Raw genomic sequence first — 22,657 nt, 5'->3', positions numbered from 1 at the left:
GCTATTCCGCTGCCAGCCGGTCCACCACGCCATACGTCGCCTGGTAGCGCGCGCGCTGGCGGCTGAGCGCGACCATTGTGTTGCGCAAGAGGATCGCCACAGTGATCGGGCCGACGCCGCCCGGCACCGGCGTGATCCAGGACGCGACTTCCTTCACGCTCTCGGTGTCGACGTCGCCGACGATGCGGCTCGTGCCGTCCGGGCCGATCTCGGAATTGATGCCGATGTCGATGACGGCCGCACCGGGCTTCACCATGTCGGCCTTGATCAGCCGCGGCTTGCCGACGGCGACGAACAGCGCATCGGCGCGGCGCGCATGTGCCGCCACCGAGCGCGTCATGTGATGGCACACCGTCACCGTTGCGCCTTCGCTCATCAGCAGGAAGGCAATCGGCTTGCCGACGATCTCGGAATGGCCGACGACGACGACTTCGAGCCCCTTGAGGTCGAGGCCGGTTTCCTTGAGCAGCTCGACCGAGGCCGCAGCCGTGCAAGGCGCGAGGTCGAGCTGGTTGTAGACGATATTGCCGATCGACGCCGGATGCATGCCCTCGACGTCCTTCAGTGGATGCACCGCCGCTTGCAGCGTCTTGATCGGGATATGCGCCGGCACCGGCCGCTGGATGATGATGCCGGTGACGCGCGGGTCGGCGTTCAGGCCGTGGATCGCCGCCTCGAGTTCGCCGGCGCTGATGTCGGCGGGGAACCGCCGCTCCTCGAAACCGATGCCGGCAAGCGCGGCCTTGGCGCGCTGGTTGCGCACATAGACATCGACGGCAGCGGTATCGCCGACGGTGATCGACACCAGCTTGGGCGGAAAACCTTCGGCGGTGGCGATGGCGGCATCCTCGCGCACGGATGCCATGATGCGCTGGGCGACCGGGCCGCCCCGGAGATAGCGGCTATCGTCTGGCGGAGACATGGCTGAACCTTTGCAGCGAGTTTGGCGCAGGGGAGTTTGGCCGTCCCTATAGCAGGGGAAATGCGGCAAGGCAGCGTGAAAGCGAACCGTCATCCCCCTGGCGCGACGTTCTGGCGCAGCCTGGCTCAGCTATAGCCGCAAAGAGAAAGGGCAGCGCGGTTTCCCGGGCTGCCCTTTCCTGACTGGCCGCATCCCCACACGGCCCGTCCCCCGTAAACTCTTCCCGATCCCTGAAGGTCTAGCCTTCTGAACCAGATGATTCGGTAGCCGACTATATCACGACCACGGTCGTTCCAACATTGACCCTCTCGTAAAGGTCAACCACGTCCTCGTTGCGCATGCGGATACAGCCGGAAGATACCGAGCCGCCGATGGTCCATGGCTGGTTGGTGCCGTGGATGCGGTATTCCGTCGTGCCGAGATAGAGCGCGCGGGCGCCGAGCGGATTCTCTTCGCCACCGGCCAGATAGGTCGGGAGGTAGCGGCCCCTGGCAGCCTCGCGCTTGATCATCTCCGCTGGCGGGCGCCAGTCCGGCCAGACGCGCTTGTTGGTGATCTTGTGCGTGCCAGACCATTCGAACCCAGGCTTGCCGGTGCCGACGCCATAGCGCCGCGCCTTGCCGTTCTTCTCGACCAGGAACAGGAAGTTCTGCGTCGTATCGATGACGATCGTGCCCGGCTTCTGCGGGCCGTCATAGGCGACTTCCTGCGGCAGATAGAGCGGATTGATCTGCGGCCGCATCACCACGCGCTTGGCCGGCGCCTGCACGGAAGCAGTGCGCACCCGATCGGGTCGCGCTGGCTGCGCATAGCGAAGGCGTGGCTGCTGCTGCACGAACTGGCGGCTCTGCCGCACGATGCCGGGCGCGCGGCCAAGCTGCAGCACCCAGGGCGCGGAAAGGTCGGGGCTCACCATCACCGGCGGCCTGTCGGCATAGCGGTCGTTGGCGGCAGACGAGGTGACGCCGGCGGCCAGAATGGCCACGGCGCCGAGCACGGAACGCAAAAAGATCTTCATCGGAACGCACCTTGATCGTCGAACGGACGGAGGCGGAACTTGCCCCCGGTTGCGCGATCCTTGGCGCGAAGCCACAACCGAAACATGAATCGGAATGCGTAAAATGCCGCTTTGTCAGTAAACCTTTTGGTGTGGTTACCGCCGGGTTCAGGAATCTGGTAAAGCCGCGGTAAATGCAGCGCGAAAGCGCGTTAACGGATGGATTGGCCATGGCGCAAGACAACACCGGACTGCTTACCGGCTCCGACGGGATCACGCGCTGCTTCTGGCACGGCAATCTGCCGGACTATCTGCACTACCACGACCATGAATGGGGCCGGCCGGTCGCCGACGACCGCAGGCTGTTCGAAAAGATCTGCCTCGAAGGCTTTCAGTCCGGCCTGTCCTGGCTGACCATTCTGCGCAAGCGCGAGAATTTCCGCGAGGCCTTCGCCGGTTTCGACTTCGACAAGGTCGCTGCCTTCACCGACGAGGATGTCGAGCGCCTGGTCGCCAATGCCGGCATCATCCGCCACCGCGGCAAGATCGTCTCGACCATCAACAACGCCAAACGGGCGTGCGAAATGGTCGACGAGTTCGGCTCGCTGGCCGCTTGGTTCTGGAAGTTCGAGCCGGGGCCGAAGGAGCGGCCGGCGGTGGTGGACATGGCGCATCTACGCGCCAACCCGACGACAGGGGTCTCGATCAGGATTTCGAAGGAGTTGAAAAAGCGCGGCTGGACCTTTGTCGGCCCGACGACGGTCTACGCCTTCATGCAGGCGATGGGTCTGGTCAACGACCATCTCGAAGGCTGCGTGTGCCGGGAGCAGGTGGAGAAGGAACGCAAGGCCTTTAAGAGGCCGAAGTAGGGCGCTGTCCCCCTACCTCCCCCTTGTGGGGAGGTCGCGCCGAAGGCGCGGGTGGGGGTATCTTGGCGCCGCACCCCCACCCCGACGCTACGTCGACCCTCCCCAAAAGGGGGAGGGTAAGGAACTCACGTCCCGCTGGCGCCCGTCAGAAAAAGCCCGGCGACAATCGCCGCCAGTGCCGCAAAGGCCGGATAAATCACCAGCAATCCAGTCATCAGCGCCTCGCGCACGGTGGAGCCCTTGCGCTCGTCGGCAGTGACCTCAAACGGACCGGGGCTCGCCGTCACCTGCGCACGGCTCTCGGCCGGCCGCAGCCGGACTTCATACGAGCCCTCGTCTCCAATATCGAATTTGCGTTCCGCCGTGGTCATGGGCCCACCCCCTTGTTTCGGCGCGCTTATCGGCTCTGATTGTGTCGGCACGATGCCGCGCCGATGGCGGAATTGTTTCCTTTTGGTGCGTTTTGTTTCGAATGAGAAGGAAAGAGCGCAAACCCTTGCCGCACCAAGCCGCTTCGGTTAGGACACGCCGACTCCAAATAAGTTATCGATTACTTAGCGAAAAGACCCATCCCATGGCCGACAAATCGGAAAAGACGAAAGCGCGGCTGCCGCGCGGCTTTGCCGACCGCAGCGCCGACGATATCCGCGCCGTCGAGAAGATGATGGCGACGATCCGTTCGGTCTATGAGCTCTACGGTTTCGAGCCGGCCGACCAGCCGCTGATCGAATACACCGATGCGCTGGGCAAGTTCCTGCCCGACCAGGACCGGCCTAATGAGGGCGTATTTTCTTTCCAGGACGATGATGAGCAGTGGCTGTCGCTGCGCTACGACCTGACCGCGCCGACGGCGCGCTACGTCGCCGAGAATTTTGAGAAGCTGCCGAAACCCTATCGCAGCTACCGCTCCGGCTGGGTGTTCCGCAACGAAAAGCCCGGCCCGGGCCGCTTCCGCCAGTTCATGCAGTTCGACGCCGACACGATCGGTACGCCGGGCGTCGCAGCCGACGCCGAGATGGCCATGATGATGGCCGACGTGATGGAAGCGCTTGGCATCAAGCGTGGCGACTACGTCATCCGGGTCAACAACCGCAAGGTGCTGGATGGCGTGCTGGAGGCGATCGGCCTTGGCGGTGACAACAATGCCGGCCGCCGGCTGACCGTGCTGCGCGCCATCGACAAGCTGGACAAGCTCGGGCCGGAAGGCGTGAAGCTTCTGCTTGGGCCGGGCCGATGGGATGGCGGCAAGGAAGGCGAGGGCGACTTCGCCAAGGGCGCTGGTTTGGACGACGGGCAAGCTGAAGCAGTTCTCCTCGCCACGGCAAGGAACGCACAGGTCGACCAGGTTTCCATAGTGAGCTCGAACCCGACTTACCAAGAAGGCGTCGGCGAGCTCGCGACGATTGAAGCCCTGGTCAGGGCGGCCGGATATGGCGAAGATCGCATCGCCATGGACCGCTCCGTCGTTCGTGGCCTCGAATACTACACCGGCCCGGTTTTCGAGGCCGAGCTTCTGGCCGAAATCCCCAACGAAGACGGCCAGATCGTGCGCTTCGGTTCGGTCGGTGGTGGCGGCCGCTATGACGGGCTGGTCTCGCGCTTCCGTGGCGAGCCGGTGCCGGCGACCGGCTTTTCGATCGGCGTCTCCCGCCTGATGACGGCGCTGAAGAACCTCGGCAAGCTGGACACCACCGATGTCATCGCGCCGGTCGTCGTGCTGGTGATGGACAAGGATACGGAAAGCCTCGGTCGCTACCAGAAGATGGTGGCCGATCTGCGCGCGGCCGGCATCCGCTCCGAAATGTATCTCGGCGGCGCCGGCATGAAGGCGCAGCTGAAATATGCCGACCGCCGCGGCAGCCCGGTCGCCGTTATCCAGGGCGGCGACGAGCGCGCCAAGGGCGAGCTGCAGATCAAGGATCTGATCGAAGGCGCGCGCATGTCCGCTGAAATCGCCGACAACGCCGAATGGCGCGCCGCAAGACCGGCACAGGTCACGGTGCCGGAGGCTGAGCTGGTCGCCGAGGTGAAGAAGATTTTGGCTGCGCAGGCCGCTGACCGTGCGAAGGGTGGCGCTTGAACGCCCCCCTCTGGCCTGCCGGCCATCTCCCCCTCAAGGGGGGAGATTGGATGTTGCGTAGGCTTTCGCCAATCTCCGCCGGTGAAGAAGAGGCGCTGCGCCGCAAGCTGCCAATCTCCCCCCTTGAGGGGGAGATGGCCGGCAGGCCAGAGGGGGGTGCCTCGCGCCGCCCATGACCTCCCGCCCCGCAATCGCGACGGAAATCACCAAGCTCTTCGCCACCCGCAACACCCATGCGGTCGAGGTCGCGGTGCTGCAGCCGGCCGACCCATTCCTCGATATGGCCGGCGAGGATCTGCGCCGCCGCATCTTTCTCACGGAAAGCGAGACCGGCAAGACGCTGTGTCTGCGGCCCGAATTCACCATCCCCGTCTGCCTCGACCACATCGCCTCGCAGGCCGGCACGCCGCGCCGCTATTCCTATCTCGGCGAAGTGTTCCGCCAGCGCCGCGAGGGCGGCAACGAGTTCTTTCAGGCCGGCATCGAGGATCTCGGCGACCGCGACATGGCTGAGGCCGATGCCCGTTCGCTGGCTGATGCGCATGCGCTGCTTGAGCTGGTTCTGCCGGCGCAACCTCTGGCGATCACGCTCGGCGACCAGACCATCTTCGAGGCGGTGCTGGCGGCCCTCGGCCTGCCGCGCGGCTGGCGCATGCGACTTGCGCGCGCCTTCGGTTCGGCGCCGATGCTGCAGGCAGCGTTGTCCGATCTCGCCAACCCGCCACGCAACGGTCAGCTTGACGGCGAAGTCGCGGCCCTTGTCCTAGATGGCGATCTCGAAGCGCTTTCCGCCCACATTGCCGGCGGCATGGAAGAGGCCGGCCTGCTGGCATCCGGCGGACGCGCGCCGGTCGACATTGCCCGACGGCTGATCGAAAAGGGCGAACTGCGCAGCGTGCGGCTGTCGAACGAGGCCTTTGCAGCACTCAGGGATTTTCTCGCCATCGACGTGCCGCTCGACGGCGCCAGCGCTGCGCTCGAAAGCTTTGCGGCCTCTGCCGGGCTTTCGCTGGGCGCGGCGCTGGAAAAATTCGCCGCCCGCGCCAAGGCCATCGAGGCGCATGGCCTGCCGACCAGGACAATCCGCTACGACGCCGCCTTTGGCCGTCCGCTGGATTATTACACCGGCATCGTCTTCGAGATCGCGGCTGAGAACGGCGAGCGGCCGTTGGCCGGCGGCGGCCGTTACGACCGGCTGCTCACGCTGCTCGGCGCCAAGACGCCGATCCCCGGCGTCGGCTTTTCCGTCTGGCTCGACCGCATCGAAGCGCTGCGGGGGGAGCCCAAATGATCACGCTGGCGATCCCGTCGAAAGGCCGGCTCAAGGAGCAGGCGCTGGAGGTTCTGGCCAGAGCCGGGCTTGCCGTCAGCCTGCCCGGTGACGAGCGCCAGTACCGCGCCCGCATCGACAATGCCGAAGGTATCGAGGTGGCGTTTCTGTCGGCGTCCGAAATTGCCGGCGAGATCGGCCAAGGTTCGGTCGACCTCGGCATTACCGGCGAGGATCTGCTGCGCGAAAACCTCGCCGACTGGGAGGCGCGCGCCGAAATCGTCGCTCGCCTCGGCTTCGGCCACGCCGATGTCGTGGTCGCGGTGCCCGGCATTTGGCTCGACGTCGATACTATGGCCGATCTCGACGATGTCGCCGCCGATTTCCGCCAGCGCCACGGCAGGCGGCTGAGGATCGCAACCAAATACTGGCGGCTCACGCAGCAGTTCTTCTCGCAAAAGCACGGCATCCAGGTCTACCGCATCGTCGAAAGCCTCGGCGCCACCGAAGGCGCGCCGGCGGCAGGCCTTGCCGATGTCATCGTCGACATCACCACCACCGGCTCGACCCTGCGCGCCAACCATCTCAAGGTGCTGGCCGATGGGGTTGTGCTGAAGTCGCAGGCCTGCCTCGTGGCTGCCCGGAAAGATCGTGCTGCTGCGGATGAGGCGCTAGTGCGGGAAATAGCCGCGAAGATGAGCGCGCTCCCTCCCCCTTGAGGGGAGGGAGGACAGCCGCCAAAGGCGGATGGACGGGTGGGGTCGCTCCGGCAGTGCTCGACGCGAGACGACCCAAGCCGGGTCGACCGTGAGCAAGGAAGTCGAGCACTTCGCCGAGGGTCCCACCCGCCTCGCTTCGCGAGGCACCCTCCCCGCGAGGGGGAGGGGAACCGCCTCTACTTTCCACCATCCAATCAGGCTGATAGGCTCGCCATATCCCGGGAGGAAACGGCGATGGCGATCAATCTCGACGAGCTTAAGAACGCCACCAATCTGCGCGGGCGCGGCAGGGCTTTCATCGCTCCGCTCGACGGCCGGGCACATGTGTCGGGCGACCGTTCGGTGCCGCTGCTCGACAAGACGATCCCTCAGCTTTTCTCCGGCACGGTCAGCAAATACGCCACGCAGGATGCTGCCGTCTTCGTCGGCCAGGACAAGCGCTTCACCTGGAGCGAACTGTCGGACACGGTCGATACGCTCGCCGCCGGCTTCCTGGCGCTCGGCCTCGAAAAAGGCGACCGTGTCGGCATCTGGTCGCCCAACCGCTGGGAATGGCTGGTCACCCAATTCGCCACCGCTCGCATCGGCCTGATCCTGGTCAACATCAACCCGGCCTACCGGCTGACGGAGCTCGAGTATGCCCTCAACAAGGTCGGCTGCAAGGCGCTGGTCACCGCCGCCAGTTTCAAGACCTCCGACTATCTCGGCATGATCGAGACGCTGGCGCCGGAGCTCGCCAAGGCCACCCCCGGCAAGCTCAAGGCGCAGAAATTGCCGACGCTGAAGATTGTCATCCGCATGGGCGATGACAACTCGCCCGGCATGTTCAATTTCGCCGATGTGCTGTCGATGGCCGGCCGCGACGAGCATGACAGCCTCGACCGCATCTCCGAAGGGCTGAAGCCGGGCGAACCCATCAACATCCAGTTCACTTCGGGCACGACGGGCGCGCCCAAGGGCGCGACGCTGACCCACACCAACATCGTCAACAACGGCAATTTCGTCACCGCGGCAACCAAGCTCACCGTCGACGACCGGCTCTGCATCCCGGTGCCGCTCTACCACTGCTTCGGCATGTCGATGGGCACGATGGGCTGCGTCACCAAGGGCGCGACGATGGTCTTTCCGGGCGAGGGTTTTGACGCGGGCGCCACACTGAAAGCGGTGGCGCAGGAACGCTGCACCGGCCTCTACGGTGTTCCCACAATGTTCGTCGCCATGCTCGACCACACCGACTTCGCCGGCTTCGATCTCTCCAGCCTGCGCACCGGCATCATGGCGGGCTCGCCATGCCCGATCGAGGTGATGAAGAAGGTGGTGTCGCTGATGCATATGGAAGAGGTGACCATCGCCTATGGCATGACCGAGACCAGCCCGGTGTCGTTCCAGAGCAGCGTTGACGACCCGCTGGAAAAGCGCGTCTCCACGGTCGGCCGCATCCACCCGCATGTCGAGGTCAAGGCCATCGACGCCGATGGCGCCACCGTCGCAATCGGCACGCCCGGGGAGCTTTGCACACGCGGCTATTCCGTGATGAAGGGTTATTGGGACGACGCGGAAAAAACCCGCGAGGCGATCGACGCCGATGGCTGGATGCACACCGGCGACCTCGCCACCATAGATGCCGAGGGCTATTGCAACATTGTCGGCCGGGTCAAGGACATGGTTATCCGCGGCGGCGAAAACGTCTATCCCAGAGAGGTCGAGGAATTCCTCTACCGCCATCCCAAGGTCAAGGAGGTGCAGGTGTTCGGTATTCCCGACGCCAAATATGGCGAGGAGCTGTGCGCCTGGATCGTGCTGAAGCCCAACCAGATCGCCACCGAGCAGGAGATCAAGAATTTCTGCGCCGGCCAGATCGCCCACTACAAAATCCCCCGCTACATCCGCTTCCGCACCGAACTGCCGATGACGGTGACGGGAAAACCGCAGAAGTTTCTGATGCGCGAGGCGATGGTGGAGGAACTGGGGCTGGTGGTGCAGAAGACGGCTTGAGGGTTGAACGCCGGGGGACGGGACTGCCCGGCTTCGAAACGACACTGGGGTGCTCGACAGGCTTCCGCAAGGTTCGCCGAACGCATTGGGGCTTGAATGACTGGTTTCGCACGATCAGCGACTTCCTATGCGATGCCTTTGGCCGCGCTGGCACTGGCCGTTGCGGTCAGAGCCAGCGGGCTACCGGTGGACGAAGGTTCGCCGAGCGTCAGGATTCTCGTCGGAGCGCTCTCGAGTGCGATCATGTTCATCACTATTTTCGTGGTGCTCGATCACGCCGAGGCGGTGGCCCACCGTGTGGGGGAACCCTACGGCACATTGGTGCTGACTTTTGCCGTAACGGCAATCGAGGTGTCGATCATCGTTTCCATGATGCTGCATGGAGAGAACAACCCCACGCTTGCACGTGAGTCCGTCTTCTCGACGGTGATGATTGCCTCCACCGGCGTTGTGGGGACGTGTCTCACGTTTGGCGGCTGGCGTCATCGCAAGCAGGCAATTGTCCGGCAAGGGACAAGCGCATATCTGGCGGTTCTGGCCGCACTGACCGTCATGACGCTTATCCTGCCGACCTACACGCGGACCACCGATCCCGGCACATTTTCGGCAGCTCAGCTTGGCCTTGTGAGCGTACTTTCCGTGCTGCTCTATGCAAGTTTTGTGTTCGCGCAAACCGTCCGGCACCGGGACGACTTCATCGAAGGACTGGCACACGACCTTTCGGCGCGAACCGCCCCTCACAAAAGCATCTATTCCAGCGCTCTGCTCCTGGCAATCGGACTGATCGGAATTGTCATGCTCGCCGAGCAGGTTGCCGCAAGTGTTGAAAATGCGCTCGTTGCTTACCAGGTGACCCAGGCTGACAGCATTGTGGGGGCAATGATCGCGGGTCTGGTTTTGATGCCGGAAGCCATTTCGGCGGTTCGCGCTTCACTCAACAATGAGCTGCAGCGCGGCCTGAATGTCGCAATGGGTTCGGCTTGCGCCACGATTGGTTTGACGATACCTGCGGTCGCAGCAGCCAGCCTGCTTACGGGACGAGGGTTGACCCTGGGGCTCCCGGAAGCTGACGCAGTACTTTTGGTTTTAGCGCTTTTCATATGCGGCGTAAGCTTTAGCAACGAAAGGACGACCTTCCTGACCGGAATCGTGCATGCCGTTGTATTTTTTACGTATGTTTTTCTGGTATTTATCCCTTGAGGCTTTGGTGCGGTCTGGCGACCAGCCATCAATGCGGGTATTCGCGAACGCGCCTGATTTGAGTTTCTTTTCGGGGTTCCCAAGGCGACATCCAAGACCCAAACGACTCACACCCCCAGCACCGCCGCATCCAACCCCCGAATGATCTTCGCCAACTCGACGCATTCATCATGCCGCACCTTGTTGCGGCGCCAGGCGAGGCAGATCGTGCGTTGCGGCATTGGCTCCTGGAACGGCACGATCTTGAGGTCCGGCATGGCGCTGGCCGGCCTTGCCGCCATTTCGGGGATGAGCGTGACGCCGAGACCATGCGCCACCATCTGCAGCAGCGTCGTCAGGCTGGTGGCGCCGTAGCTTGCCATCGCTACGGGACGCACGCTGCCGCACAGGGCCAGCGCCTGTTCGCGCAGGCAGTGGCCTTCCTCCAAAAGCATCAACCGCTCCAGCGCCGGGCTTTCCGGCGGCACCGGTGGCGAGGCGAAGGCTGGATCTCCGGCTGGCACGGCGAGGAAGAAGCGGTCGGCGAACAGTTCCTCGGTGACCAGGCCCGGCTGCTCGAGCGGCAGCGCGGCGATGAAGGCGTCGAGCCGTCCGGTTGCCGTGTCCTCGACCAGTGATGCCGTCACTGCTTCGCGCAGTTCGAGCTGCAGGGACGGAAAATGCCGCTTCAGCTCCGGGAGCACATGCGGCAAAAGATACGGCGCCACGGTCGGGATGATGCCCAGCCGGAAGCGGCCTTCCATGGCCGGGCGGCCGCGCCGGGCCGTCGTCTCGACATCACTGATGTCGCGCAGGATGCGCTCGATGCGTGGCAGCAGCGCTTGCGCCTCTTCCGTCATCCGCACCGTCTTGCCGCCGCGCTCGAACAGCCGGCAGTTCAGCCTTTGCTCCATCTCGGCGATTTGCGCGGACAGCGCCGGCTGGCTGACGCCGGCGAGTTTTGCGGCGCGGCCGAAATGCAGCGTTTGCGCCAAAGCCTCGAAATATTGCATCTGCCGCACGGTCAAGCCAATCATAAGGAAAGCCTATCGCAACAAACAGGAAAGGCAATTTGTTTTTATCGAAGAGACGGCTTAGTCTGGAACCATTCCAGAGTGGCGCGGCTCCCGGCCGGCCCGGAAAAAACAACACATAAATCAGCAATTCGGAGGCCAAGATGGACGCGATGACCGACGACAACAGCGCCGGCAAATGCCCGGTCGCGCATGGAACCTCCGCCAGGACCAACCGCGACTGGTGGCCGAACCAGCTCGACATCGGCGTTCTCCACCAGCAGTCGAGCCTTTCGGACCCGATGGGCGAAGCTTTCGACTACGCCGCGGAGTTCAAGACGCTCGACCTCGACGCGGTGATCGAGGATTTGCACAAGGTGATGACGGATTCGCAGGATTGGTGGCCGGCCGATTTCGGCCATTACGGGCCGCTGTTCATCCGCATGGCCTGGCACAGCGCCGGCACCTATCGCATCGGCGACGGCCGGGGTGGCGCCGGTGCGGGCCAGCAGCGTTTCGCGCCGCTGAACAGCTGGCCGGACAACGCCAATCTCGACAAGGCGCGCCGGCTTTTGTGGCCGGTCAAGCAGAAATACGGCCGCAAGATCTCCTGGGCCGACCTGTTGATTCTCACCGGCAACGTCGCGCTGGAATCGATGGGCTTCAAGACCTTTGGCTTCGCCGGTGGCCGCGCCGATGTCTGGGAGCCCGAGCAGGATGTCGACTGGGGTTCGGAAACCAAGTGGCTCGACGACAAGCGCTATTCCGGCGACCGTGAGTTGCACGGCCATCTCGGCGCGGTGCAGATGGGCCTGATCTACGTCAACCCGGAAGGGCCGAACGGCAAGCCGGATCCGCTGGCCTCGGCCCGCGACATCCGCGAGACCTTCGGACGCATGGCAATGAACGATGAGGAAACCGTGGCGCTGATCGCCGGCGGCCACACCTTCGGCAAGACCCATGGCGCCGGTGATGCAACACTGGTCGGCGCCGAGCCGGAAGGCGCGGGCATCGAGGCGCAGGGCCTCGGCTGGTCGAGCAAGCATGCCACCGGCATTGCCGGCGATGCGATCACGTCCGGCCTCGAAGTTACCTGGACGACGACGCCGACCAAGTGGAGCAACAACTTCTTCGACAATCTCTTCAACTTCGAATGGGAGCTGACCAAGAGCCCGGCCGGGGCCCATCAGTGGACGCCGAAGGGCGGCTCTGGCGCGGTTACGGTGCCGGACGCGCACAATCCCTCGAAGCGTCATGCGCCGGCAATGCTGACCACCGACCTCGCGCTGCGGGCCGACCCGGCCTATGAGAAGATCTCGCGCCGCTTCCATGAGCATCCGGAGCAGTTCGCCGATGCCTTCGCCCGTGCCTGGTACAAGCTCACCCATCGCGACATGGGGCCGGTCGTGCGGTATCTCGGCCCGTTGGTACCGAAGGAAGAGCTGATCTGGCAGGATCCGGTTCCGGCCGTCGACCATGAGCTGGTCAGCGACCAGGACATCGCATTGCTGAAGGCCAAGATCCTGGCTTCGGGCCTCAGCGTTTCGCAATTGGTCTCGACCGCCTGGGCATCGGCCTCGACCTTCCGCAACTCCGACAAGCGCGGCGGCGCCAATGGCGCGCGCATTCGCCTGGCGCCGCAGAAGGACTGGGAGGTCAACCAGCCTGTCGAACTGGCTACCGTGCTGGCGAAGCTCGAAGCCATCCAGAACGAGTTCAACGCAGGCGGCAAGAAGGTCTCGCTGGCCGACCTCATCGTGCTCGGCGGCGTCGCCGCGGTCGAGAAAGCCGCAACGGATGGCGGCAATCCGGTGAAGGTTCCCTTCACGCCCGGCCGCACCGACGCCTCGCAGGCGCAGACCGACGTCCATTCCTTTGCGGCGCTCGAGCCGAAAATTGACGGCTTCCGCAACTATGTCAGGGGCAAACCGCCGATGTCGGTCGAAGCCATGCTGGTCGACCGGGCGCAACTGCTCAACCTGGCGGCGCCGGAGATGACGGTGCTGGTTGGTGGCCTGCGCGTGCTCGGCGCCAACACCGGCGGCTCGAAGCATGGTGTGTTGACCGACAGGCCGGGCACGCTGACGAACGACTTCTTCGTCAACCTGCTCTCGATGAGCACCATCTGGGATCCGGCCTCCGAGCCGGGCTCGCATGAGGTCTATGAAGCACGCGACCGCAAGACCAGGGCAGTCAGGTGGACCGCCACACGCGCCGACCTGATCTTCGGCTCGCATGCGCAGCTGCGCGCGCTGGCCGAGGTCTACGGGTCGGCGGATGCCGGGCAGAATTTCGTTGGCGATTTCGTCAAGGCGTGGACCAAGGTGATGAACGCCGACCGTTTCGACATCGCTGCCTGATACAACCTCCCAAACGAAGGGCGCGGGCCGAGGCCCGCGCCCTTCGTTTTCGCAGGCTTCGAAATCAGTCCTTTTCGAAGATGCGTGCCTTGGCGACGACGCCAGCGATTGCGCCGCCGATCAGCGGCGCAACGATGAACAGCCAGAGCTGGCTGAGGGCTGCGCCGCCGGTAAACAGCGCCGGGCCGATCGAACGCGCCGGATTGAGCGAGGTGCCGGTCACCGGGATCATTGCGAAGTGCAGTCCGGCCAGCGTCAGGCCGATGACCAGGCCGGCGAACGCCGTCGAGTGCTTCTCGGCGGTGACGCCAAGGATGACGGTGACGAAGGTGAAGGTGCCGATCAGCTCCCATAGGAAGGCCGAACTCGTCCCCCATTTCGCCACGTCCCAGCCATTGGCGCCGAAACCGGTGGTGTGCCCGCCGGTCTGGCCGGAGACGATGATCCACAGCGCCAGCGAGGCCAGAATGGCGCCGATGATCTGCGCGATCCAGTAAGGAATGACATCCTTGGCCGGCAGCCGGCCGGCAAGGAAGACGCCGAGCGTGACGGCCGGGTTGAGATGTGCGCCTGAGATGGGACCCACCGCGTAAGCCGCCGCAATCAGGCCGATGCCGAACGCCAGGCCGATGGCTTCCTGGCCCAGCGGCAAGTCGGCGAGAAAGCCACCCGTCGCCACCGACGCCGTGCCGATAAACACCAATAGAAATGTCCCTAGAACTTCCGCAAGATACGTTTTCATTGCCCTCTCCTCGTATCGATCCGTCGGTCCGCTTTTCCGCGCCGCGAATCATGGCGCAAAGAGTATTCCCAACGCAAAAGCTTGGAAAGCAGAGCAATTGCGCCACAGATCGTGCTTACGGCGGCCAGTTACCAACATTAGAGACCTTGCATATATTTGAGATTTGTTATCGCCGGCGTGCAGACATTTGCCGGCGGGGAAAATCGTCGGCCGCGAGCGGAAGGCCTCGTCGCCGCGAAATTCAAGCGGGGTTCAATCTCGACGCGAAACGCTCTAAGAGCAGGCCGAAAGATACTGTGCTCGATAGATGGAATGACGAATGCGACTGGGCGGACGGCTGGCGGCAGCCATTGAAGTGCTGGACGACATTGGCCGGCGCCACCGGCCGGTGGCCGATGCGCTGAAAGATTGGGGCCTGTCGCATCGCTTTGCGGGCGGCGGCGACCGCGCGGCGATCGGCAACATCGTCTACGACGCGCTGCGCCACAAACGTTCCGCCGGCTGGCTTTTGGGTGAAGACACGCCCCGCGCCATCGGCTTCGGCGCGCTGCTCATCGAATGGGGCCAGACGCCGCAGTCGCTCAACGATGCGCTCGAGGGCGACAAGTTCGCGCCACCGTTGCTCAGCGCCGCCGAGTTGCAGGCGCTGGCCGAGCGCCGGCCTGAAGACGCGCCGGAGGCAGTGCGGGCGGACGTACCCGACTGGTGCGCGCCGTTGTTCGAACGAGCCTTTGGCGCAGACTGGGTTGCGGAAGGGGCGGCTTTGGCGACCCGCCCGCCGCTCGACATCAGGGTCAACACGCTGCAGTCCGACCGCGCCAAAGTGCTGGCGGAACTCGCCGACACCGGCGCCAAGGCAGCTGCTATTGCGCCGCAAGGCATTCGCATCCCGCCCATCGACGGCGACGGCCGGCACCCCAACGTACAGGCCGAGCCGGCTTTCCAAAAGGGCTGGTTCGAGGTTCAGGACGAGGGTTCGCAGATCGTTGCAACCCTTGCCGGCGCGCAAGCCGGGATGCAGGTGCTCGATTTCTGCGCCGGCGCCGGCGGCAAGACGCTGGCGCTATCTGCGGCGATGGCCAACAAAGGTCAGGTCTTCGCCCATGATGCCGAAAAGGCGCGGCTGGCGCCGATCTTCGACCGCATCCGCCGTTCGGAAAACCGCAACGTCCAGGTTGTCACCAAGCCGGCTGAGCTCAGCCCCCTCGCAGGCCACATGGACATTGTGCTGGTCGATGCGCCCTGCACCGGCAGCGGCACCTGGCGGCGCCGTCCAGACGCCAAATGGCGGCTGACGCAAAGACAGCTCGATGCCCGCAAGGGCGAGCAGTCGGCGATCCTCGATGCGGCGAATGCCTATGTCAAACCGGGCGGCCTGCTGGTCTACATCACCTGTTCGGTGTTCGACGAGGAGAATGGCGAGCAGGTCGCCGCCTTTCGCGAACGGCACAAGGGCTTCGTTCCGGTCGATCATCGCGCGCTCTGGGATGTCAGCTTCCCCGGTCACGCAGCGGCCGCCCGGATCGACAAGACAAGCGATATCTCGCTGTCGCCGGCGCTCAGCGGCACCGACGGGTTCTATTTCTGTGCGCTGCGTCGGGCGAATTGACGCTGCGATTGACAGGCTGACATAGCGCCAGTTGCAGATGCGCGGGGTCGGCCGCCAGACGGGGTAGAATTCTTGCAAAGATATGTGTCGCTTCTGCTTTTCCTCATTCTGGTGTTCGGCGGCGGCCTGTTGATCGGCTATGCGACGCTGCCGGGTGAATGGTATGCCTCGCTCGCCAAGCCGCCCTTCAATCCGCCCAACTGGGTCTTCGCGCCCGCCTGGACGCTCCTTTATGTCCTGATCGCCGTAGCCGGCTGGCGGACATGGGAGCGGGAACGAGCAGGCGCCGCGATGAAGATCTGGGCCCTCCAGCTTGTTCTGAACTTCGCGTGGTCGCCGACTTTCTTCGGCGCAAAACTGATGGGGCCGGCATTGGTCGTGATCCTGGCTCTTCTCGCCAGCATTGCGCTGTTCATCGCCACGGTGTGGAACCGCGACCGGGTTTCCGGCTGGCTGTTTGCGCCCTATGCCCTATGGGTGGCCTTCGCCACCTTGCTCAACGCGTCGCTGCTCCTGTTGAACTGAGTGCTTTGCTGCAGTGCAGCAAAAGCATTTGCGTGGCGTTCAGGCGTCTGCGATAAGCTTTGCAGATAAATCAGGGCGATGGCCATGGCAGCAAAGATCGTACCCGCACCCGATTATGAGGACCGCGTCAGGGCGTCGTTCGCCCGCCAGCAGGCGATGGCGACCATTGGCGCCGAGCTGACCCTTGTGACGCCGGGCCTCATCGAGATCGAAATGCCCTATTCCCAGGCACTGACCCAGCAGCACGGTTTCCTCCATGCCGGGGTGATTTCGACGGCGCTGGACTCGGCCTGCGGCTATGCCGCGTTCTCGCTGATGCCGGAAAATTCCGGCGTGCTGACCATCGAATTCAAGGTCAACCTCCTGGCGCCCGGCCGGGGCGAACGCTTCCTGTTCCGCGGCTCGGTGACCAAACCCGGCCGCACCATCATTGTCGCCGATGGCCAGGCGTACGCCTTTGCCGCCGATGGCGAGGCCAAGCTGATCGCGACCATGACCGGCACAATGATGACGGTGGTTGGCCGTGACGGGATAGCGGGATGAGGAGTGGTCCGTGTAACGGACGAAAAGCCCCCAAATTGGCTTTTCGAGCGACCCGGAGCCATAGCGACGGGCCGGCAGGCGACGAGAGCACCGCCCTTTCTGTTCCGCAGCCGAGGGAGTCGAATTCATGACCGGCAAAGTGTCGCGAATTGGCGGCAAGGACGTTCTTTTCGTCATGGCGGCGCAGGCCGAGTACGGTCCGCATCTGCAAAAACTGTTCACGCCCCTGATGACGGGCGTCGGCCCGGTAGAGGCAGGTGTGCGGCTCGGCGCCGAACTGTCATGGCTGAAATCCGAGCAGGCGTTGCCCGATCTCGTCGTCTCGCTCGGCTCCGCCGGCAGCCGCACACTGGAGCAGACGGAAATCTACCAGGCGGTCTCGGTCAGCTATCGCGACATCGACGCTTCGCCGCTGGGCTTCGAGAAAGGGGTTACGCCGTTTCTCGACCTGCCGGTGACAGTGCCGCTGCCGTTCAGGATACCGGGCATTAAAGAAGCCAGCCTGTCGACCGGCGGCGCCATCATCACGGGCGCCGCCTACGACGCCATCGCCGCCGATATGGTCGACATGGAAACCTTCGCCTGCCTGCGCGCCTGCCAACTGTTCGCCGTCCCTCTGATCGGCCTGCGCGGCATATCCGACGGCGCTGCCGACCTCAGGCATGTCGGCGACTGGACCGAATACCTCCATGTCATCGACGAGAAGCTGGCCGATGCGGTCATGCGCCTCGAACAGGCCATCGGCTCCGGCACGCTACACAAGGAGCAGCCTGGGCAAGAGTCGGCGCCGCTCTGAAAGTCGGGTTGCGCACCCCATTGCGCCGACTCGTTTCTTTCTCTAAAGGCTCGCCATGACGACAGCCAATCATCCCGATACAGTCCTGATTGTCGATTTCGGCAGCCAGTTTACGCAGCTCATCGCCCGCCGCATCCGCGAGGCTGGCGTGTTTTCCGAGATCGTGCCGTTCCAATCGGCCGAAGCTGCCTTCAAGCGCATCAATCCGAAAGCCGTGATCCTGTCGGGCGGTCCCGCCTCGACATCGGACATCGGCAGCCCGCGCGCGCCGCAGATCGTCTTCGATGCCGGCGTGCCGGTGCTCGGTATCTGCTACGGCCAGATGGCCATGTGCGTGCAGATGGGCGGCGTCGCCGAAAGCTCTAACCATCGCGAATTCGGCCGCGCCTTCGTCGAGATCGAAAAGGACAGCCCGCTGTTCGAAGGCCTGTGGGCGCCCGGCCAGCGTCACCAGGTGTGGATGAGCCATGGCGACCGCGTCATCTCGCTGCCCAAGGGGTTCGAAGTCTTCGGCAAGTCGGAAGGCTCGCCCTTCGCCATCTTCGGCAATGTCGCGCGCAAGATGTACGGCATCATGTTCCATCCGGAGGTGGTGCATACGCCGGATGGCGCCAGGCTGCTCCGGAACTTCGTCCACAACATCGCCGGCATCGAAGGCGACTGGACGATGCGAGCCTATCGCGAGCATGCGGTCGAAACCATTCGCAAGCAGGTCGGCAAGGGCAAGGTCATCTGCGCGTTGTCGGGTGGCGTGGATTCCTCGGTCGCCGCACTTTTGATCCACGAAGCGGTCGGCGACCAGCTGACCTGCATCCTCGTCGACCATGGCCTGATGCGCAAGGACGAGGCCGCCGGCGTGGTGGCGATGTTCCGCCAGCACTACAATCTGCCGCTGATCCTGGTCGACGCGTCGGAAAAATTCATCTCGGCGCTGGAAGGCGAGTCCGACCCCGAGAAGAAGCGCAAGACCATCGGCCGGCTGTTCATCGAAGTGTTCGAGGAAGAGGCCAAGAAACTCGGCGGCGCCGATTTCCTGGCGCAAGGCACGCTCTATCCCGACGTCATCGAGAGCGTCTCCTTCACCGGCGGCCCGTCGGTGACCATCAAGTCGCACCACAATGTCGGCGGCCTGCCGGCGCGCATGAACATGCAGCTGGTCGAGCCGCTGCGCGAACTGTTCAAGGACGAGGTGAGGGCACTGGGCAAGGAACTCGGCCTGCCCGAAAGTTTTATTGGCCGCCATCCGTTCCCCGGACCAGGCCTTGCCATCCGCTGCCCCGGCGGTATCACCCGCGAAAAGCTCGAAATCCTGCGCGAGGCCGACGCCATCTATCTCGACGAGATCCGCAAGGCCGGCCTCTACGACGCCATCTGGCAGGCTTTCGCCGTGCTGCTTCCGGTGCAGACCGTCGGTGTGATGGGCGACGGCCGCACCTACGAATTCGTCTGCGCCCTGCGCGCCGTGACGTCCGTCGACGGCATGACCGCCGACTTCTACCACTACGACATGGCTTTCCTCGGCGCGGCGGCCACCCGCATCATCAACGAAGTCCGCGGCATCAACCGCGTCGTCTACGACGTGACGTCAAAGCCGCCAGGCACCATCGAGTGGGAATGATTCAGGCCCACTCAAACGCCGCCGAAAACACGCCATTGTACGCCACAACCATTTGATAACACGTATAAATCCATTCGGAGACAATCAGCGACAATCGGTGCGGAGATTGGATTTGACGGACCGGCTGACGGACCTTCCGCAAATTGCTAGCTCAGATTTTTCGAAGTACCGTCAGATCCAATGAGGCTCTGACGGTGTTTTTTGATGCCTTAAGGCACTGGAGATAAAACGAATGTTCTGCCGAAGAGCCTCGAAATTGTACTGACGGTACTTTTCAGGAGGTACCGGGGAATGCTGACGGACGTCGCCCTTAAAGCCCTGAACCAAAAGAGAAATCTACAAGATTGCGGACCGTGACGGCATGTATGTTCGCGTCATGCCTAGTGGCGCGATCTCCTTTCGGCTGGATTACAGGCTCAACGGAGGCCGCGAGACGGTCTATCTTGGCAGGTATGGACGGGACGGAATCTCGCTTGCCTCAGCCGGGAGAAGTGTCTCGACGCGAAGCGCGCTATTGGCGAGTGACGGTCGCCGGCGATAGAAAAGCAGCGCGACAAGCGCCGAGTTGTCACCCCGGTCTCCGGCCGACTTCAGCGCCGAAATGGCTACCAAACCAAAGCGATGCCCGGGCCTTCAAGGCCTCTTCTTATTCCGGCCAAGCCGGCCCGGAGCGCCGCATTCACTCACATCCCTTGAACCTGAGTGCAGAGTTGCCGCATCGAAGCCATTTGAGCAGCCGAGTTCGCGCCCGAACCCGTGCTGGTGCTGGCGGTCGTATCGCCAGCTGTATTCGAGGATCCCGACGTGCCGGGGGTTGTACCCGAACCAGTGCTGTTGCTGGCCGTGGTGTTACTGCCGGTCGAACCAGAGCTGCCTGAAGTGCCGGTGGCTGTGCCAGAGCCGGTGCCGATACTCGCCGTTGTATCACTGCCGGTCGAAGCCGAGCTACCTGACGTGCCGGTCATTGTGCCAGAGCCAGTGCCGTTACTGGCCGTCATCCTCGAGCAGTCGGAGCGAACCTGTGCCTGCTGTTCAGAGCTCAGGGACGACCAGTTCTTGCGGATCTCATCCTGCGACAGAAGTCTTCCCGAATTGGCGTCGCTGAAGAATGAGCCGGAGAGCTTGCTGTCCCAGCCGCTCGGGATACCGCTTTGGCCGGAGCCGGACGTAGAGCTCATACTGGACCCGGCCGATGAGCCGGACGTTCCGTTCGTGCCGCTGGATGTTCCCGACGACTGCGCCAAGGCCGCGGTGGCGAGACAGAGAGAGATCGCTGTAGCTGTCAAAATCTTACGTTTCATGTGAGTCTCCTTTGGGGTTCGACGCCGTTGCGGCGTCGAATCCTAATCCCGAGGAAAGGCACTTGTTCCTGTAAAGAGTGGAATTCGATGTCATGATCCTTGTGCACCAGCCTTGGCCTCGAATGCGATGCCGGAGCGCTTCAACGACGACTGACGCCTCAGGCGAGAGCTGTCCGCTACTGGGTGTTAGAGGCGATATGCGGAACGCTTCCCGAATAGTTGGGTGCCACCATCGGGTAATTGCGAGGCAGGTTCCATTTGGTTCGGTAATCGTCCGGATTCATGCCCAGTCGGCCAAGGTGCGAACTGCGTCGGGTCTCGGTTAGAGACAGGAGGGTGGCCTTTGCCGCGGCGTATAGCTCGACATGCGGAGCTCGTCTCGACCGCGCACACTCAATATGTTTTACGATGACGCCCCCAGATGTCATATGAGCGAATGCCTTTCCGGCGAAATAAATTGCTCCCAGCAGGTCGACGCTCAGCACCTTCAGCCAGCCCGCTCTAGTGAATGCCTCAATGGTTAAAGATTATCAGGCCGGCGCGTTGTTGACGATTATTACCAACCTGCCGAACGCGTGAGCGCAAGTCGACAGCACCGTGATAGCGGCCTCCCCGGCGCGCCCCTTGTCGAACCGATGCGCGCCTTCTCGACCTTGCCTCCACCCACGTCGGCTCACCCGTGCACCTTCGGTGCCCAACCGCATGGCGATGGCCAGTCCAATGCCGCTTGCAGCACCGGTTACAATGCAGTCTTGTTATCCAGGCGCATCGGGTTCGACCTCTTTCTGGGGAGCAGCAAGTGGTTCAGTCCAGCCTTCAGCGACCCGATCCACGCTCAGCAGGCTGCGCGCATAATCCTGTTGCGCGCGAACAATGGCATCGTCTTGCTGTGAGGGAAGAAAGACCGGCAAAGCAAGGCAGACACTTTGTGTGGCCAACAGCTTGTTCCAGTTCGCGATCAGCGCCTTGAAAGCGCGCCCCACCGCCCTCGGATTTCGGTCGAGGTCATAGAGGCCGAGCGGATTGATCCGTCCGTTGTTCTCCCGAAGCGCACTGTCCCAGTCCACCTGATCCGTCAGCGAGTACCAGGTGAAGCCTACGATGGGGATGCCATCGTTGCGGATCCGCAGCACGTTGGCCCACTCTTTCCACAGCCAATAGACGGCCTCGTCTCCATTGGGGCCTTCGCTGATGTTGGTCTCCGTATGCATTACGGGAAGCCGGTAGCGGTTGAAGTACTGCCGCGTGATCTCGTCATAGCCAAACACCTCGCCGGACCCGGACGTCGTTCCGTCTGCCCAAACCCGATGTTCGTTGGTCTGGTAATAGTCGGTGCCCATCACGCAATGCCTGCGCAGATGGCTTTCCAGGAAGAAACTGTATTCTTCGGCCGTCATCCCGTTTTCGAGAAGATAGCGATAGGTGTGCGCGTCGACGTCATGACCGTAGTTGAGGTCAAGCGACAGGAAACGCTCGCTGTTGAACCGTTCCGCTCTGCCGACCGCCTCGGGAGAATCGGCGTGGAAGTATTCCGAGGATTCGCTCTGAATGAAGATGGCGTCCGGCCGCACCTCGAGAATCGCCCGCATGGCAAGCACGTTCGCCTTCACGATGTGCTTGAGGGCGGTGACGAAGGCAGTGTCGCTGCTCAGTTGTTCGTTCCACCATCCCCAGCGGGCCGAAAAGGTGGCGCAGATGAACATCTCATTTATTGGGGTGAAGAGCTGGATCCACGGATAGCGCATCGCGAAATCCCTGGCGTAGTGCTCGAATAGTGTCGGAAAGTCCGGGTTCTGGAAGTTGCCAATCCAGTCCGGCACGCCAAAGTGGCAAAGGTCGACGATCGGAAGAATGTCTTTCGCCTTCAGGTCCGCGAAGGTCTCATCGGCGAATGCCCAATCGTACCGTCCGTCACCCAGCCACGTTTTGTGGATGGGCGGTCCGTAGCGGAGGAAATGCACCCCGAGATCCTGGACCAGTTCGAAGTCGGTACGCCATCGTTCGTAGAAGCGGCATTTTTCCATTTCGTCGACGCGCTCCCGGCCTTGTCGAATGGTGGGGGTGCTGTTCTCGATGCCGGTGGCAAACATGAACGTGAACATTGATGGTCCTTAGCCAA

20 protein-coding genes and 1 pseudogene are annotated in these 22,657 nt (G+C 63.2%); 14 read left to right on the top strand and 7 right to left on the bottom strand.

Annotation, left to right across the window (positions count from 1 at the left end):
• Position 1 precedes the first annotated feature (1 nt).
• Together NLY42_RS30860 and NLY42_RS30855 are read right to left on the bottom strand one after the other, a co-directional pair.
• Entirely contained in the window at positions 2-922 is a 921-nt protein-coding gene (locus NLY42_RS30860; protein WP_023670547.1) for a bifunctional 5,10-methylenetetrahydrofolate dehydrogenase/5,10-methenyltetrahydrofolate cyclohydrolase, read from the bottom strand.
• Positions 923-1,193: 271 nt separating this feature from the next.
• Complete coding sequence (locus NLY42_RS30855; RefSeq protein WP_023670546.1) at positions 1,194-1,940, bottom strand: L,D-transpeptidase; 747 nt, start codon at positions 1,938-1,940, stop codon at positions 1,194-1,196.
• Positions 1,941-2,149: 209 nt separating this feature from the next.
• Here NLY42_RS30855 and NLY42_RS30850 point away from each other — a divergent pair, with 209 nt between their 5' ends.
• Positions 2,150-2,788 (top strand): DNA-3-methyladenine glycosylase I, encoded by a 639-nt coding sequence (locus tag NLY42_RS30850; RefSeq protein WP_023670545.1) that lies wholly within the window; start codon positions 2,150-2,152, stop codon positions 2,786-2,788.
• Between the two features lie 125 nt (positions 2,789-2,913).
• Here NLY42_RS30850 and NLY42_RS30845 read toward each other — a convergent pair whose 3' ends face one another.
• Positions 2,914-3,159 (bottom strand): hypothetical protein, encoded by a 246-nt coding sequence (locus NLY42_RS30845; RefSeq protein WP_023701296.1) that lies wholly within the window; start codon positions 3,157-3,159, stop codon positions 2,914-2,916.
• A 203-nt stretch (positions 3,160-3,362) separates the two neighbouring features.
• Here NLY42_RS30845 and hisS point away from each other — a divergent pair, with 203 nt between their 5' ends.
• The 5 genes from hisS (at position 3,363) to NLY42_RS30820 (ending at position 10,052) form a co-directional block, all read left to right on the top strand.
• A complete protein-coding gene (gene hisS / locus NLY42_RS30840) occupies positions 3,363-4,868 on the top strand; it encodes a histidine--tRNA ligase (protein WP_023701297.1) in 1,506 nt (501 codons plus the stop codon).
• Between the two features lie 172 nt (positions 4,869-5,040).
• A complete protein-coding gene (locus NLY42_RS30835; RefSeq protein WP_023667715.1) occupies positions 5,041-6,159 on the top strand; it encodes an ATP phosphoribosyltransferase regulatory subunit in 1,119 nt (372 codons plus the stop codon).
• Positions 6,156-6,857, top strand: coding sequence for an ATP phosphoribosyltransferase (gene hisG / locus NLY42_RS30830; protein ID WP_023667716.1), 702 nt, complete (start codon positions 6,156-6,158; stop codon positions 6,855-6,857). Before NLY42_RS30835 ends, hisG begins: the two co-directional genes overlap by 4 nt.
• Before the next feature lie 234 nt (positions 6,858-7,091).
• On the top strand, positions 7,092-8,852 hold the full coding sequence (locus NLY42_RS30825; protein WP_023667717.1) for an AMP-binding protein: 1,761 nt from the start codon (positions 7,092-7,094) through the stop codon (positions 8,850-8,852).
• Positions 8,853-8,948: 96 nt separating this feature from the next.
• Positions 8,949-10,052 carry a calcium:cation antiporter gene (locus NLY42_RS30820; RefSeq protein WP_023701299.1) on the top strand — a complete coding sequence of 368 codons (1,104 nt, stop codon included), beginning with the start codon at positions 8,949-8,951 and terminating at the stop codon, positions 10,050-10,052.
• 107 nt (positions 10,053-10,159) lie between these two features.
• Here NLY42_RS30820 and NLY42_RS30815 read toward each other — a convergent pair whose 3' ends face one another.
• Positions 10,160-11,068, bottom strand: a complete 909-nt coding sequence (locus NLY42_RS30815; protein ID WP_023667719.1) for a hydrogen peroxide-inducible genes activator — start codon at positions 11,066-11,068, stop codon at positions 10,160-10,162.
• Positions 11,069-11,208: 140 nt separating this feature from the next.
• On the opposite strand from NLY42_RS30815, the gene katG reads away from it, so the two are divergent.
• Positions 11,209-13,404 carry a catalase/peroxidase HPI gene (gene katG, locus NLY42_RS30810; protein WP_023753916.1) on the top strand — a complete coding sequence of 732 codons (2,196 nt, stop codon included), beginning with the start codon at positions 11,209-11,211 and terminating at the stop codon, positions 13,402-13,404.
• 64 nt (positions 13,405-13,468) lie between these two features.
• On the opposite strand, the gene NLY42_RS30805 is transcribed toward katG, so the two are convergent.
• Positions 13,469-14,146 carry an MIP family channel protein gene (locus NLY42_RS30805; protein ID WP_023681822.1) on the bottom strand — a complete coding sequence of 226 codons (678 nt, stop codon included), beginning with the start codon at positions 14,144-14,146 and terminating at the stop codon, positions 13,469-13,471.
• A 319-nt stretch (positions 14,147-14,465) separates the two neighbouring features.
• On the opposite strand from NLY42_RS30805, the gene NLY42_RS30800 reads away from it, so the two are divergent.
• The 7 genes and pseudogenes from NLY42_RS30800 to NLY42_RS30770 all read left to right on the top strand — a co-directional run bounded on the left by NLY42_RS30800 (position 14,466) and on the right by NLY42_RS30770 (position 20,542).
• A complete protein-coding gene (locus NLY42_RS30800) occupies positions 14,466-15,755 on the top strand; it encodes an RsmB/NOP family class I SAM-dependent RNA methyltransferase (protein WP_023753917.1) in 1,290 nt (429 codons plus the stop codon).
• A gap of 72 nt (positions 15,756-15,827) precedes the next feature.
• Positions 15,828-16,280 carry a TspO/MBR family protein gene (locus NLY42_RS30795; RefSeq protein WP_023753918.1) on the top strand — a complete coding sequence of 151 codons (453 nt, stop codon included), beginning with the start codon at positions 15,828-15,830 and terminating at the stop codon, positions 16,278-16,280.
• Between the two features lie 84 nt (positions 16,281-16,364).
• Complete coding sequence (locus NLY42_RS30790) at positions 16,365-16,823, top strand: PaaI family thioesterase (protein WP_023753919.1); 459 nt, start codon at positions 16,365-16,367, stop codon at positions 16,821-16,823.
• Between the two features lie 127 nt (positions 16,824-16,950).
• A complete protein-coding gene (locus tag NLY42_RS30785) occupies positions 16,951-17,619 on the top strand; it encodes a 5'-methylthioadenosine/S-adenosylhomocysteine nucleosidase (protein WP_023753920.1) in 669 nt (222 codons plus the stop codon).
• A 55-nt stretch (positions 17,620-17,674) separates the two neighbouring features.
• Positions 17,675-19,237, top strand: coding sequence for a glutamine-hydrolyzing GMP synthase (guaA, locus tag NLY42_RS30780; protein ID WP_023732330.1), 1,563 nt, complete (start codon positions 17,675-17,677; stop codon positions 19,235-19,237).
• A gap of 291 nt (positions 19,238-19,528) precedes the next feature.
• Positions 19,529-19,759 (top strand): annotated as a pseudogene (locus NLY42_RS30775) (Arm DNA-binding domain-containing protein); the annotation flags it as partial.
• Between the two features lie 234 nt (positions 19,760-19,993).
• The gene (locus NLY42_RS30770; RefSeq protein ID WP_023753921.1) at positions 19,994-20,542 is read left to right on the top strand and encodes a hypothetical protein; all 549 of its coding nucleotides are present in this window, start codon (positions 19,994-19,996) and stop codon (positions 20,540-20,542) included.
• A 172-nt stretch (positions 20,543-20,714) separates the two neighbouring features.
• On the opposite strand, the gene NLY42_RS32050 is transcribed toward NLY42_RS30770, so the two are convergent.
• Positions 20,715-21,023 (bottom strand): MucR family transcriptional regulator, encoded by a 309-nt coding sequence (locus tag NLY42_RS32050; RefSeq protein ID WP_155923233.1) that lies wholly within the window; start codon positions 21,021-21,023, stop codon positions 20,715-20,717.
• Between the two features lie 270 nt (positions 21,024-21,293).
• Entirely contained in the window at positions 21,294-22,640 is a 1,347-nt protein-coding gene (locus NLY42_RS30760) for a family 1 glycosylhydrolase (RefSeq protein ID WP_023667728.1), read from the bottom strand.
• Between the last annotated feature and the right edge of the window lie 17 nt (positions 22,641-22,657).

This window comes from Mesorhizobium sp. C372A, assembly GCF_030323245.1.
Lineage (GTDB): Bacteria > Pseudomonadota > Alphaproteobacteria > Rhizobiales > Rhizobiaceae > Mesorhizobium.
Note: the sequence above shows the minus strand (reverse complement) of the source record. Positions and strands in the feature narration are given on the sequence as shown.